The sequence below is a fragment of the Curtobacterium sp. APC 4022 genome, from assembly GCF_030407555.1.
In the GTDB taxonomy this organism is placed as follows: Bacteria; Actinomycetota; Actinomycetes; order Actinomycetales; family Microbacteriaceae; genus Curtobacterium.
In genome coordinates, this window is sequence record NZ_JASDDD010000041.1 from 17,520 (window position 1) to 30,897 (window position 13,378).

At 73.9% G+C, this 13,378-nt stretch carries 12 protein-coding genes; 8 read left to right on the forward strand and 4 right to left on the reverse strand.

Translation table 11 applies throughout. From position 1 onward, the window contains the following. Positions 1–19 precede the first annotated feature (19 nt). Positions 20–1,930: a glycogen debranching N-terminal domain-containing protein gene (locus tag QL987_RS12635; RefSeq protein ID WP_290157940.1), complete on the forward strand. Its 1,911-nt coding sequence runs from the start codon at positions 20–22 to the stop codon at positions 1,928–1,930. Between the two features lie 300 nt (positions 1,931–2,230). On the opposite strand, the gene QL987_RS12640 is transcribed toward QL987_RS12635, so the two are convergent. Further along, positions 2,231–2,827: a hypothetical protein gene (locus tag QL987_RS12640; protein WP_290157942.1), complete on the reverse strand. Its 597-nt coding sequence runs from the start codon at positions 2,825–2,827 to the stop codon at positions 2,231–2,233. A 144-nt stretch (positions 2,828–2,971) separates the two neighbouring features. Here QL987_RS12640 and QL987_RS12645 point away from each other — a divergent pair, with 144 nt between their 5' ends. The 3 genes from QL987_RS12645 to QL987_RS12655 all read left to right on the forward strand — a co-directional run bounded on the left by QL987_RS12645 (position 2,972) and on the right by QL987_RS12655 (position 5,764). Continuing rightward, entirely contained in the window at positions 2,972–3,655 is a 684-nt protein-coding gene (locus tag QL987_RS12645) for a response regulator transcription factor (RefSeq protein ID WP_290157944.1), read from the forward strand. Beyond that, on the forward strand, positions 3,652–5,220 hold the full coding sequence (locus tag QL987_RS12650; protein ID WP_290157945.1) for a HAMP domain-containing sensor histidine kinase: 1,569 nt from the start codon (positions 3,652–3,654) through the stop codon (positions 5,218–5,220). The genes QL987_RS12645 and QL987_RS12650 overlap by 4 nt, the downstream gene beginning before the upstream one ends. Before the next feature lie 64 nt (positions 5,221–5,284). Next, positions 5,285–5,764, forward strand: a complete 480-nt coding sequence (locus QL987_RS12655; RefSeq protein ID WP_290157947.1) for an NUDIX hydrolase — start codon at positions 5,285–5,287, stop codon at positions 5,762–5,764. A gap of 1 nt (position 5,765) precedes the next feature. On the opposite strand, the gene QL987_RS12660 is transcribed toward QL987_RS12655, so the two are convergent. Genes QL987_RS12660 through QL987_RS12670 form a run of 3 tightly spaced genes read right to left on the reverse strand, consistent with a single transcriptional unit; the run spans position 5,766 to position 10,440 of the window. Next, positions 5,766–6,764 carry an XdhC/CoxI family protein gene (locus tag QL987_RS12660; protein ID WP_290157948.1) on the reverse strand — a complete coding sequence of 333 codons (999 nt, stop codon included), beginning with the start codon at positions 6,762–6,764 and terminating at the stop codon, positions 5,766–5,768. Further along, positions 6,764–9,586 carry a molybdopterin cofactor-binding domain-containing protein gene (locus QL987_RS12665; RefSeq protein ID WP_290157949.1) on the reverse strand — a complete coding sequence of 941 codons (2,823 nt, stop codon included), beginning with the start codon at positions 9,584–9,586 and terminating at the stop codon, positions 6,764–6,766. The genes QL987_RS12660 and QL987_RS12665 overlap by 1 nt, the downstream gene beginning before the upstream one ends. Beyond that, entirely contained in the window at positions 9,583–10,440 is an 858-nt protein-coding gene (locus QL987_RS12670) for an FAD binding domain-containing protein (protein WP_290157950.1), read from the reverse strand. Before QL987_RS12670 ends, QL987_RS12665 begins: the two co-directional genes overlap by 4 nt. A gap of 216 nt (positions 10,441–10,656) precedes the next feature. Between QL987_RS12670 and uraD the strand changes: the two genes are divergently transcribed. From uraD to QL987_RS12690, 4 genes are read left to right on the forward strand one after another with little or no spacing between them, the layout of a single operon-like run. Continuing rightward, complete coding sequence (uraD, locus tag QL987_RS12675) at positions 10,657–11,199, forward strand: 2-oxo-4-hydroxy-4-carboxy-5-ureidoimidazoline decarboxylase (RefSeq protein ID WP_290157951.1); 543 nt, start codon at positions 10,657–10,659, stop codon at positions 11,197–11,199. Further along, positions 11,196–11,549: a hydroxyisourate hydrolase gene (gene uraH, locus QL987_RS12680; protein WP_290157952.1), complete on the forward strand. Its 354-nt coding sequence runs from the start codon at positions 11,196–11,198 to the stop codon at positions 11,547–11,549. The genes uraD and uraH overlap by 4 nt, the downstream gene beginning before the upstream one ends. A 5-nt stretch (positions 11,550–11,554) precedes the next feature. After that, positions 11,555–12,520 carry a factor-independent urate hydroxylase gene (gene pucL, locus QL987_RS12685; protein WP_290157954.1) on the forward strand — a complete coding sequence of 322 codons (966 nt, stop codon included), beginning with the start codon at positions 11,555–11,557 and terminating at the stop codon, positions 12,518–12,520. 9 nt (positions 12,521–12,529) lie between these two features. Further along, entirely contained in the window at positions 12,530–13,201 is a 672-nt protein-coding gene (locus QL987_RS12690) for a nucleotidyltransferase family protein (protein WP_290157955.1), read from the forward strand. The last annotated feature ends 177 nt before the right edge of the window (positions 13,202–13,378 follow it).

Consider the following 13,378-nt stretch of genomic DNA (forward strand, 5'->3'; position numbering starts at 1 on the left):
CACACGAAAGCCTCCGTCGATGACGCTTGTGAATCCTCCCGCACCCGCCCCGACCGCCCCGAGCTCCGCACCCAAGCAGCCGCTCCTGCACGATGCGCTCGTCACCCTCACCGCCCCCACCCACGTCTGGGCTGCCCCGGACGGCAGTATCGGCAGCTCCCCAGTGCAGGGCTACTGGACCGGCGACCAGCGCATCGTCTCCGCCATCCGCACCACCGTCGCAGGCACCGACGTCGAGCACATCGCCACCGCACGCCGCGACGGCGCACACACCCGCTCCACCGCGCTCCTCCGCGGCCTCGACGCTCCCGGCGCCGATCCCGACACCCGGCTCGACCACGACCGCAGCACCCGCACCGACGGCATCGACGAGCAGTACAGCGTCACCACCCGGCAGACCGGCTCGGCCGACGTCACGCTGACGATCCGGATCACCACCGACGCCACCGGCATGGACGCCATCAAGAGCGGTGCCGTACCGACGGGCGCGCAGCCGGACTCAACCGCGACCGGAGCGACGTGGCGCTCGGACCTGACCACGGTCACCCTCACCGCCCCCGGAGCCGTCATCACCATCGACGCCGCGGACGTCGTCCTCACGTGGACCGACACCACCACCGCGGGGCGCCCGGCAGTCTTCAGGTACACCGTGACGAGCGTGACCGACGACACCGTCGTCGAAGGTGTCACCGCTGCGCGCCCCTGGACCACGCCGAGCGGCGTCGCGGACCACCGCCTCCAGGCCTGGCTCGAGCAGGCATCCACCGACCTCGACAACCTCCGCATGCGCCTCGCCGGCGGACAGGACGAGTTCCTCGCAGCCGGCGCACCCTGGTTCTTCACCCTCTTCGGGCGGGACTCGATCTGGGCGGCACGGTTCCTGCTCCCCGTCACCACAGAGCTCGCTGCATCCACGCTCCGTGTGCTCGCCTCACTGCAGGGTACGAAGGTCAACCCGGTCACCGCGGAGCAGCCGGGCAAGATCATGCACGAGATCCGCTCAGAGTCGCTCGCGATCGACAACGACGAGCTCACCCTGTCCCCGCTGTACTACGGCACCATCGACGCGACCCCGCTGTGGATCTGCCTGCTCCACGACGCATGGCGCGCCGGCATGCCGGAGGAGGAAGTACGCGCGCTGGTCCCGGCCCTCGAACGGGCGTTGGCGTGGATGCGCGACTACGGCGACTCCGACGGCGACGGTTTCCTCGAGTACGTCGACGAGTCCGGCCATGGCCTTGCGAACCAAGGGTGGAAGGACTCCGGCGACAGTGTCCAGTGGCACGACGGCAGCCTCGCAGACGGGCCGATCGCGCTCTGCGAAGTGCAGGCCTACGCCTACGAAGCAGCAGTCCACGGCGCAGACATCCTCGACGCTCTCGACCGCGACGGTGGCGACGCGTGGCGCGGCTGGGCAGCGACGCTGCAGACGAAGTTCCGCGACCAGTTCTGGCTGGCCGACAGCATCAGCGCGTACCCGGCCATCGCCCTCGACGTCCACAAGCGGCCCGTCGACACCGTCACCAGCAACATCGGTCACCTCGTCGGCACCGGCTTGCTCTCCGCCGACGAGGAGCGCACCATCGCCGATCGGCTCGTCGCTCCCGACATGACAAGCGGTTTCGGTCTTCGCACCCTCTCGACGACCGCCGGTGGGTTCTGGCCGCTGAGCTACCACGGCGGCAGCGTCTGGACCCACGACACCGCCATCGCCATCGCCGGTCTCACGCGCGCAGGCCTCATCGACCAGGCCCGCACGCTCGCCGAGGGGCTCCTCCGCGCCGCAGTCACCTTCGACTACCGGATGCCGGAGCTGCACTCCGGCGTCGACGCCACCGACGTCATCGCGCCCGTACCGTACCCGGCAGCATGCCGACCCCAGGCATGGAGCGCCGCGTCGGCGTTCCCCGTCTGGGTTGCGCTGCGCTGATCGACGAGCGCGAGATGGTGCACAACGTGGAGGGGGCCGTGCACCGGGTCACCTGGCTCACCCGACCCGACACCTGCTCCGGCTACGTCGGAACGCTCGCCGGTACGAGTGGGCTGAGCCTCGAGTCGATCGAGACGGTCATCGCCATGACGGTGGGGCTGGACATCCGTGCCTTCCCGGCGGCGATCGATCCCGCAACCGGCGTCCTCCGCAGGCCGACTGAGCGGACCCGTCCGGTCCGGAGCGGCCGGGAGGCGCGGTGCGGGTCGGACCCGCACCGCGCCTCCCGGCCGGGTCGCGTCAGGAACCGGAGGTCGGTGCGTCGGTCGGGGCGCCGGTGGGCGCGTCACCCGGGGCAGGCGGGGTCGGCGCCGAGCCGTCCGTCGCCGGGGGAGTCGGTGCCTTTCCGTCGGCCTTCGGCGGTGTGGGTGCCTTCCCGTCGGTCTTCGGTGCTGCTCCGTCGGGACCGCACGTGGCGGCCCCGCCGGCCGGACCGGCTCCGGGACCGGCCGCCGGACCACCTGCCGGGCCACCGGCCGTCCCGCCAGCTGCCCCCGGACCGGCGGGCGCACCGCTCGGCGCTCCCGTCGGCGCACCGGTGGGTGCTCCGCTCGGTGCCCCGCTCGGTGCTCCGGTCGGCGCGGTGACGCTGCTGTTCCCACCGTCACCCGGACCGGCGGCCATCGCTGCGGTGACACCGACCCCGCCGAGGACGAGGGTGGCGGCGACCGCGGCACCGATGCCCGCGCGGCGGGCGAAGCGTCGTCGGCCAGCGGTGCGGTCGGCTGCGGGTGCCGTGGTGGGCGCTGCGGCGAAGTGGTCCACCGGGTACTGCTCGGTGGGCTGGTCGTTCCGGTTGCGGTCGTCCTGGTCGTCGTGCTGGTTGCTCTGGTGCATCGGGGTGCTCCTCGTGGTCGTGACGAACCCGTCCGGCTCGCTGTGGACCACGCTGGAAGTCGTGTCTGAAGCAGAACTGAAGCACAGGCGTTGCCCAGGTCGTTCCATGCTCCTTGCTCGCAGTGGACGCCTACGGTTCCCGGCGTGACCCTCCCCGCCCGCATCCTCGTCATCGACGACGACGAGTCCATCCGCACCGCCGTCGCCTCGAGCCTCCGAGCCGAGGGGTTCGCCGTGCGCACCGCCGGTGACGGCGACACCCTGGTCGACGACCTGGCCTCCGGCCGCCCCGACCTGGTGGTGCTCGACTGGATGCTGCCCGGGGCGAGCGGCATCGTGCTGGCTGCCCGGGTGCGGTCGGTGTCGGACGCGGCCGTGGTGATGATGACCGCGCGCGACGAACTCGATGACCGGCTGCGGGGGTTCGCCGAAGGGGCCGACGACTACGTGGTGAAGCCGTTCGCGATGGCGGAGCTCGTGGCCCGGGTCACCGCGGTCCTCCGGCGGCGGGGACGGATCCCGTCCGTGGTCGAGATCGGCGACCTGGTCGTCGACCCAGACGGTGCGACCGCCCGCCGCGGTGGTGCGCTGCTCGACCTGACCGCGACCGAGTTCCGATTGCTCTGCTTCCTGGCCGAGGGTCGTGGCCGGACGCTGTCGAAGGCGCAGATCCTGACGCAGGTGTGGGGGTACGACGACATCGACCCCAACATCGTCGAGGTGCACCTCAGTGCGCTGCGGCGGAAGATGGAGGCGCACGGCCCGCGCCTGATCCACACGATCCGCGGTCTGGGCTACCGGATGAGCGCCGAGCGGGTCGCCGCATGAGCGGCCGCGTCGCCGTCGGCCACACGACAGACGCCGCCGGTTCCACTGCTCCCTCGCTCCGCACCACGTCCCTCCGCCTGCGGACCGTCGTGGCCATCGTGCTCCTCCTGGCCGTCCTGCTCGGCGGCCTGTGCGTCGCGGTGCAGGTCCTGCTCGGCGACCAGCTCCGCGCCCAGACCGTCGACCGGCTGCGCGACCGGGCGTCCGCGGCGGCGGCCCTCGTCGGGACCGTGGATGCCGACGACCTCGCTGACCGGCTGTCGATGCAGGGCCTCTCCGTCCGCATCGTGCAGCCTGACGGCGCCGAGGTGCAGGCCGGTCCGTCGCCCGAGCAGCTCCGCGCCGGACCGCCCGACCCGGGAGACCTGCCCGCGCCGGGATCAGGCCCGGGCGCCGCTGCCGGGAACACCGGCACGGGCACCGGCCGCACCACCACCGGCAGCGCGGACGGCGCATCCGTGGTGTCCTCGACGACCTCCGAGGACGACGGCGTCCTGACCCTCAGGTCACGGCTCGACGACGGCACGGTCCTGACCCTGACGACCGGCACGCGAGACGTCCAGTCCACCCTGGCGACCCTCGGCTGGGTGATGGGCGCTGCCTCCGCCGGGTTCCTCGTCATCGCCGTCGTCGGTGTCACCCTCGTCGTCCGCCGGGCGCTCCGACCACTCGACGTCGTGACGTCGACCGCGATGTCGATCGCCGGCGGTGACCGGGGCCGACGGCTCCGACCGCACCGGGACGACACCGAGATCGGCCGCGTCGCGACCGCGCTCGACACCATGCTCGACGCGGTCGAGGGGGCAGAGGACCAGGCCGTCCAGGCCGAGCTGCGCCTCCGGGCGTTCCTGTCCGATGCCGCTCACGAACTCCGCACCCCGGTCGCCGGGGTCCGGGCGGCCGCGGAGACGCTGATCCGCGCCGGCGTGCAGGGGGAGCAGCAGGAGCAGCTCGCGGTGCACGTCGTGCGGCAGGCGGGGCGCGCCTCCCGGCTCGTCGACGACATGCTCACGATGGCGCGGCTGGACCGTGGGATCGACCTCGACCGCCGCCCGGTGGACCTGGCCGCGTTCCTGACGGCCGAGGCGGAGCGGCTGGTCCTGCGGCTGCCGTCCGTGCACCTCGACGTCCGGGTGCCGGACCATCCGGTACCGGCACTGCTCGACGCGGACCGGATCGCCCAGGTGCTCGGCAACCTCGCCGACAACGCCGCCCGGGCGACCGGCGGAGACGGTCACCTGCTCCTCACGCTCCTGGCTGCCGACGGTGCGGACACCGCGGTGGTCCGGCTGGAAGACGACGGCATCGGCATCCCGACTGCCGACCGCGAGCGCGTCTTCGACCGGCTCGTCCGCCTGGACGACGGACGCGAGGACCGCAGCGGCGGCGCCGGGCTCGGCCTGCCGATCGCGCGCGGGATCGCGCGTGCGTCCGGCGGCGAGCTGGTCGCGGCCGACCCGCTCGTCCTGGACGGCGCCGCCTTCGTGCTCACCCTGCCGGTCGCCAGCGCGGCGGCCTCGGCAAGCGACCACGGCCGGGAGGCGCGGCTCACCCCTGTCGGCTGAGGTCCCGTCGCGTGGTGCGGTCGCGGGATGCCCCGTCGGTGCGTCCGCTCGGTACCCTCGTCCGGTGCAGGACGACGCCCCGGAGGTCATCGCGTCGACCGTCGACGCCCCGTGGCTGCCGCCGGGCGGTGTCGCGGACGTCGTCCTCGGCGGACCTGTGCTCCGTCCGACCGGGCTGGTCCGCCTGCTGCTGACCGACGAGGACCGCGTCTTCTGCACGCGCCGCGACGGGTCGGGCAAGGTCGACCTGCCGACGGCGCGCGTCGGTGCGGGCGACCACGACGGCGCGGTCGCGATCGCCGGTCTCGCCCGTCACGTGGTCGGTGGTCCCGTGCCGCTCCGGTACGTCGGCGCCGTCCGCAACACGGTCACGGTGCCGACACCGGAGTACGAGTGGCCGACCCCGGTCGCGGTGTTCGCCGTCTGGACGACCGACGCTGCACCGGTCGTCCCGGGCGAGTGGATCGCAGGCAGTGCAGGGTCGGTGCTGGCCGAGCGGCACTGGTTCCCGCTCTTCCGGCGGCTCGCGGCGCCTACCCACTGACTCACCGGGGCACGGCGTCCTCGACCGACCGCCGGTGCACCGGCCCGCTGCCGCCGACGAGCGCTCCGCCCGGAGCACCTCGCCGGACCGCGACGACCTCGGCCATGATCGACAGCGCCATCTCGGCGGGCGTCTCAGCGCCGATGTCGAGGCCGATCGGGGACCGCAGCCGCCCGGTGTCGGGCGTCCCGAGACCCCGCAGCACCGCGAGCCGTCGCTCGTGCGTCGCCCGCGACCCCATCGCCCCGACGTACCCGGCACCACGACGGAGGGCGAGGTCGAGCACCTCGGCGTCGAACCGGTCGTCGTGGGTGAGGACGATGACGACGGTGTCCGGTCCGATCGCGGTGTCGGCGAGGACCCGCGGCGGCCACCCGACGACCCGCTCCTGCGCCGCCGGGAACCGCTGGTCGGTGAGGAACACCGGCCGCGGGTCGACGACGGTCACCGCGTAGCCGAGCATCGCCGCGGTGTTCGTCACGGCGACGGCGAACTCGACCGCGCCGACGACGATGCACCGCGCCCGTCCGCCGGCGTACTCGGTGAACACACGGGTCCGGCAGCCGTCCGACGCCGTCACGACGCTGCCGAGCGAGGCCGCGTCGAGCGACAGCCCGAGCGACGTCGGTGCTCCGGCCGCGGCGGCTCGGAGCGCGTCGACCACGACGGCGTCGGTGGGCAGGACGCGGTGCACGAGCACCTCGACCCGACCCCCGCAGCGCAAGCCCGGCGCCCAGTCGGCCAGCGGGTCGGACGGGTCCTCGAACCCGAACCGTTCCAGGACCGGGACGCCGGTCGCCAGGACCTGTTCGGCGCTGTCGTAGAGCGCCCCCTCGACGCACCCGCCGGAGATCGTCCCGACGACCTCACCGCCGGGCAGCACCGCCATCGAGGTGCCGGTCCCGCTCGGCGCGCTGCCCTGCACGTCGACGGCGGTCGCGACGACGATCGGGTCGCCGCCGTCGAGCACGGCCAGGAGGCGCGGTGCCAGTTCGAACATCAGGCACCCCCGGCGTCGGTCGCGTCCGCCAGCAGCGCCCACACCCGGTCACGCGTCATCGGCAGGCGGTACGGCCGGATGCCGATCGCGTCCCGGACGGCGTTCGCGACGGCCGGGGCGACGGGGTTGTAGGGCGCCTCGCTCATCGACTTCGCACCGAGGGGGCCGAGCGGGTCGGAGGTCTCGGCGAACAGCACCTGGGTCCGTGGCACGTCGGAGATCTTCGGCACCCGGTAGGAGCGGAAGGCGTCGGTGGTGACCCGGCCGGTGGCGTCGAGCACGACCTCTTCGTAGAGCGTCGAGCCGATCGCCTGGGCCGCGCCGCCCTCGACCTGGCCGCGCAGCTGTTCCGGGTTGAGGACGGTGCCGGCGTCGACGGCCTGCACGCTCTGCAGGATGCGGACCTCGCCGGTCGGTCGGTGCACCGCGACCCGGGCTCCGTGCACCGTGAAGGCGAGGGAGCGCGGCGTGCCGTCGTGGCTGGCGTGGGCGACGAGCGGCCCCTCGGCGAGCAGTTCCGCGTGCCCGACGAGTTCGTCGCCGACGCGGACGCCCTCGGGCTCGACGACCACCGCGGGACCGAGGACTCCCGAGGCGGTGCGCGGCGTCCGGGCCGCGACGAGCGCCAGCGCCCGGGCGGTGAGGTCCTCGCGGAGCGCCTGGGCGGCCGCGTACAGGGCACGGCCGGCGACGACGACCCCGGCGGACCCGAAGGCCCCGGTGTCGTGGCGCGCGGCGTCGGTGTCGGACTGGTGCACGTCGACCCGGTCGGGTGTGGTGCCGAGTGCGGTGGCGACGAGCTGCGTGTGCACGGTGGTGGTGCCGTTCCCGAACTCCGCCGTGCCGACACCGATCCGGTACCGCCCGCCGAGCAGCAGTTCGACCGAGGTGTGGGCGTGGTGGCCCCGGGGCGGCATGGTCGCGATCGCCGCGAGGGCGACACCGGTGCCGAACGCCCAGTCGGCAGAATCGTCCAACCCCGGACCGTCGAACCCTGGACCGTCGAGCACCGGCCCGTCCATCCGCGGGACCTCGGGCAGCGGTCCGGCCAGGGCGTCCTCGACGAGGTCCAGGCACTGGTCGAGCCCGTAGCTGCCCTCCCACTGCAGGTCGCTCTGCTCGTGCGGGTCCGTGACGACGAGTGGGTCACCCGGCACGACGACGTTGCGCCTCCGGAACTCGACCGGGTCGATGCCGAGCTCGCGGGCCAGGTCGTCCATCGCCGACTCGATCGCGAACACCACCTGCCCGAGCCCGTAGCCGCGGAACGCCCCCGACGGCAGGTTGTTCGTGTACACCGACTCGGCGTCGACCCGCTTCACCGGGCACCGGTACACCGCGACGGACTCGCTGACCGAGTGGAACATGACGCCGATGCCGTGGTTGCCGTACGCCCCGGTGTCCATCGTCTGGTCGACGTGCAGCGCCGTGAGCGTGCCGTCGACATCGGCACCGAGCCGGACCCGGACACGCATCGGGTGCCGGGTGGGTGCGACCGTGAACTCGTCCCGGCGGCTGAACTCGAACTGCACGGTACGGCCGGTCCGCAGCACCGCCAGGGTGACGAGGTCCTCGGTGAGCAGCTCCTGCTTGCCGCCGAACCCGCCACCCACCCGCTTCGCGACGACGCGCACCCGGGCCGGGTCGAGCGCGAAGACGCGGGCGATCTCGTCCCGCACCAGGAACGGGACCTGCGTGGCGGTCCGGAGCACGAGCCTCCCGTCCGGGTCCACCCACCCGCGGGTGGCGTGTGTCTCGAGGGCCGCGTGCGAGACGCGGCCGGTGGTCCAGACCCCGTCGACGGTCGCGGCCGACGCGGACAGTGCGGCCTCGACGTCGCCGGTACCGCCGTGGAGGCTCGCCACGACGTTCCGCGCCGGCTCGGCGATCCGGTGCTCGGCCGTCGTCTTGTCACCGTGCAGGAGCGGGGCACCCGGCCGACGTGCCGCATCCGGGTCGTGGACGCTGTCGAGGACCTCGTACTCGACGCGGACCAGGGCGCACGCCTGCTCGGCGATCCGGACGCTGTCGGCGACGACCGCGGCGACGCGCTGGCCGCGGAACCGCAGCACCGCGTCGAACACGCGGGTGTCGTCCGGGTCGTCCAGCCGTGACTCGTGGCGGCCGGTGGAGAACAGCACGCCGGGGTCGTCGTGGTGGGTCAGCACGGCGTGGACGCCGGGCAGGGCCGAGGCTTCGGTGGTGTCGATCGCGGTGATGCGAGCGTGCGGGTGCGGGCTGCCGAGGACGGCGAGGTGCAGGAGCGCCTCGGTGCGCCGGAGCCCGTCGCTCGGCACGTCCAGCGTGTACTCCTCGCGGCCGGTGACGATGCGTCGGGCCGCCGGGGCCGCGACCGAGGTGCCGATCGCCGCGCCCGGTGCCGCACAGGTCGTGTTCGCGACGCCGTCGAGTGCGTCCTCGATCGCCCGGTACCCGGTGCAGCGGCAGAGGTTGCCCTTGAGCTTCCGGTGCCGGTCGGCCAGGTCGTCCTCGGTCAGCGTCGAAGCGGTGACGACGAAGCCCGCCGTGCAGAAGCCGCACTGGAAGCCGGGTGCCTCGGCGAACGCACGCTGGACGGGGTGCGGGTCCTCCGGGGTGCCGAGACCGGCGGCCGTGGTGACCGTGCGGCCCTCGAGCCGGTGGGCCGGGGTGATGCAGGAGTGCACCGGCACCTGGTCGACGAGGACCGTGCAAGCACCGCAGTCACCGGCGTCGCAGCCCTTCTTCACCGAGGTCACGCCGTGCTCGCGCAGCAGCGTGCGGAGGACCTGACCGGGCTGCGGCGAGACCTCGAGCGGGGTGCCGTCCACCTCGAGCCTCATCGGGTGCCCGCCGTCGCTGCGGTCGTTCCCGGTGCGCCCGCTGCCTCGGCGGCTTCGTCGCGGAGCTCGTGGGCGAACACGCTGCTCACCGCACGTCGCCACCGGGGCGAGCCGTGCGGGTCGTCGTACCAGTCCTCGTCCGAGCCCAGGACGGCGTCGAGGGCGGCGTCCACCTCGCGGGCCGACGGCACCGAGGACCACCGGGACACCACCGGCCGCGGGGTCGCCGCCGTGACCACGAGCACGAAGCCCGCCGCCGACCACCGTGCGGTGACGAGCGAGCCCGACCGGCCGTGCGGGCTGAGCGACACCCGGCGGAACCCGGTCGTCGCGCGCAGCGCTTCCTCTGGCAGGTCGAACGCCCGGATCACCTCACCGTGCCGGAGGTCGAGCGTCTGCACGCCGAGCACGAGCTGCTCGACGGGCACGCGGCGTTCCCCGCCGTTCGGCGTCCACACCACCGCGGTCGCATCGAGTGTGACGAGCAGTGCCGTCATCGCTCCGGCCGGCAGCCCGACCGCCACGTTCCCGCCGACGGTCGCCGCGTTCCACACCTTGAACGAGGCGAGCAGTGCGTTCGCGCACCGGTCCACCAGCGGCCAGGCGGCCCAGTCGGGGGCCGGCTGCACCCGGAGCAGCGCGGCGATCGTGCACGTCGCCGCGATCGTCAGCGTGCCGGGCGTCCGCTCGACGTCGGGCCAGCCCAGGCTCGTCAGGTCGACGAGCCCGGTCAGGCCGGGTTGCTCCTCCGAGAAGAGCCAGGTGCCGCCACCGAGCGGGCGGTCACCGGGTGCGAAGGCGAGGTCGTCGCGGTGCGACGGGGTCCGCACGGTGCGGACGGAGACGAGGTCCATGGACGGGTCCGATCAGGGCAGGGCGGCAGGGGTCGACGAGCGCACCGACTCGTCGGCCGTGCGCGATCATGCCCCGGTTCCATGCCATGTCGGCCACGCTAGGGAACCGGTGTTTCAGCGTCGTTTCGGGGAGGGAACAGCCGTGGTCGGGCGGTGCAGCGGACCCGTGACCTGCCCGACCTCTCCCCGAAACACGGGGGTGCCATCCTCCGGGACATGACCGTTCCACCGTCCGACGCCGTCACGCAGGCGTCCCCGACCACCGGCAGCGCCCTCGCGTTCGACCGGCTCGACGACGACGCTGCCCGGGCCCTCGTCGCGTCCTGGGCCGCCGTACCGCGGTGGGTCGACGCCGTCCTCGCCGGCCGCCCGTACGGATCGGCGGACGCCCTCGCCGCCACGGCCGACCGGCTCGCCCGGACCTGGACCGACGACGAGGTCGACGCCGCGCTCGCCGAGCACCCGCGGATCGGGGACCGGCCGGTGGGTGACGGAGCCGCGGCAGCAGCCTCCCGGCTGGAACAGGCCGCGTCCGCCGATGCCGACGTCGACACCGCGGCCGCGCTCCGGGCCGGCAACGCCGCCTACGAGACCCGCTTCGACCGGGTGTTCCTCGTCCGCGCCGCCGGTCGCAGCGCCGACCAGGTGCTCGCCGAACTCCGCCGGCGGATGGACAACGACGACGCCACCGAGCGCCTCGAGGTCGCCGGCCAGCTGCGGGAGATCGCCCTCCTCCGACTCGAGCGGAGCGTCCGGTGAGCCACCTCAGCACCCACGTGCTCGACACCACGAAGGGGTGGCCCGCCGCCGGGGTCGCCGTCTCGCTGACCGACGCCGACGGGGTGCTCGTCGCCTCCGGCCGGACCGATGCCGACGGTCGGATCAGCAGCCTCGGACCGGACCTGCTCGCACCGGGGGAGTGGACCCTGTCCTTCGCCACCGGCGCGTACTGGGCGGCACTCGACACCGGCACGTTCCACCCCCGGGTGACCGTGACGATCACCGTGCCCGAGCAGCCGGACGGGCCGACACCGGACGACCCCGCGCCGCACCTGCACGTCCCCCTCCTGCTCAGTCCGTTCGCCTACTCCACCTACCGAGGGAGCTGACCCCCATGACCGACACCAGTACCACGCCCGACGCCGCCACCGCCAGCGCCACGGGCGTGCCCACGACCGTCCACCTCGGCGCCAACCAGTACGGCAAGGCCGAGGTCCGCCTGGTCCGGGTCACCCGCGACACCGACCGCCACGAGATCGAGGACCTCACCGTCACGACCCAGCTGCGGGGCACGGCGCTCGCCGACTCGTACACCGACGGCGACAACGCGAAGGTCCTGGCGACGGACTCGCAGAAGAACACCGTCTACGCCTTCGCCCGGGAGCACGGCGTGCACAGTCCGGAGGAGTTCCTGCTCCGCCTGGGCCGCCACTTCACCACCGCGTTCGACTGGTACGACGGCGCGACCCTGTCGGCCGAGCAGCACACCTGGGAGCGCATCACCGTCGCCGGCCGCGAGCACGACCACGCCTTCGTCCGGGCCGGAGCCGGCACCCGCACCGCGGTCGTGCAGGTCGACGGCGACGACGTGCACGTGATCGCGGGCGTCACCGACCTGACCGTGCTGAAGTCGACCGGCAGCGAGTTCCACGGCTTCCCCCGCGACGGCTACACGACGCTCGCCGAGACCGACGACCGGATCCTGGCGACCTCGGTGACGGCCCGCTGGCGGTACCTGCCCGACGCGGTGGCCGCCGGCATCGACTACGACGTGGTCCACGCCGGGGTCCTCGCCCGGATGCTCGAGACCTTCGCCGACCTGCACTCGCTCGCGCTGCAGCAGACCCTGTTCGCGATGGGGCGCACCGCGATCGAGGCGTTCCCCGAGATCGCCGAGGTGCGCTTCTCGATGCCGAACAAGCACCACTTCCTGGTCGACCTGGCACCGTTCGGGCTCGACAACCCGGGCGAGGTCTTCTTCGCCGCGGACCGCCCCTACGGCCTCATCTCGGGCACGGTGGTCCGGGACGGCGTCGAGGACGCCCCCGCCGCCTGGCTCGCGGTGCCCGGGTTCGTCTGACGGTCCGACATGACGGTCGTCGACGCGGGGTCCGGCCGGGTGGCCGGCGTCGTCCTCGCGGCCGGCGCCGGCACCCGGATGGGCCGCCCGAAGGCACTGGTCCGTCGACCTGACGGCCGACCCTGGGTCGACCTGGCGGCCACCGCGCTGCTCGACGGCGGGTGCGACGCGGTCGTCGTCGTCCTCGGTGCCGCCAGCCGGGAGGCCCGTACCCTGGTCCCCGACCGGCCGGCGGTCCGCAGCGTGGTCGCGGACGACTGGGAACGCGGGCCGTCCGCCTCGCTGCTGACCGGCCTGTCGGCGGCAGCGGAGGACCCGGACGTCACCGCGGCGCTCGTCACGCTCGTGGACCTGCCCGGGCTGTCCCACGCGGCGGTCCGGCGGGTGCTCGACGACGGCGGACGGACGTCGCCCGACCGCGGATCACTCCGCCGGGCGGTCCACGACGGCCGACCCGGACACCCGGTGCTCCTCGGGCGCGACCACTGGGGAGCGCTCCGTGCCGCGCTCGGTGCATCGCTCCGGGCTGCGCTCGATCCCGGAGCAGCGGCGGACGCAGACCGTGGCGCCGGTCCCTGGCTCCGGTCGGCGGGGGCGCAGCCGGTCGAGTGCGGCGACCTCTGGGACGGAGCGGACCAGGACCGGCCCCTGTCGGGTCGGGCCCGGTCGGGTGCGACCTGACCCGGACACGACGGGAGGCCCGGTGCCAGCTGGCACCGGGCCTCCCGTCGCGATGGCGGCCCTGCTGCTCGACGCCCTGTCGCACGAGCGCCGCGCGCCGCGCGCCGGACGGCTGGCGCCGATCGGCTGCGCACAACAGGAACCCGCTCGAACCATGGAAGACCAGGGTTCGAGCGG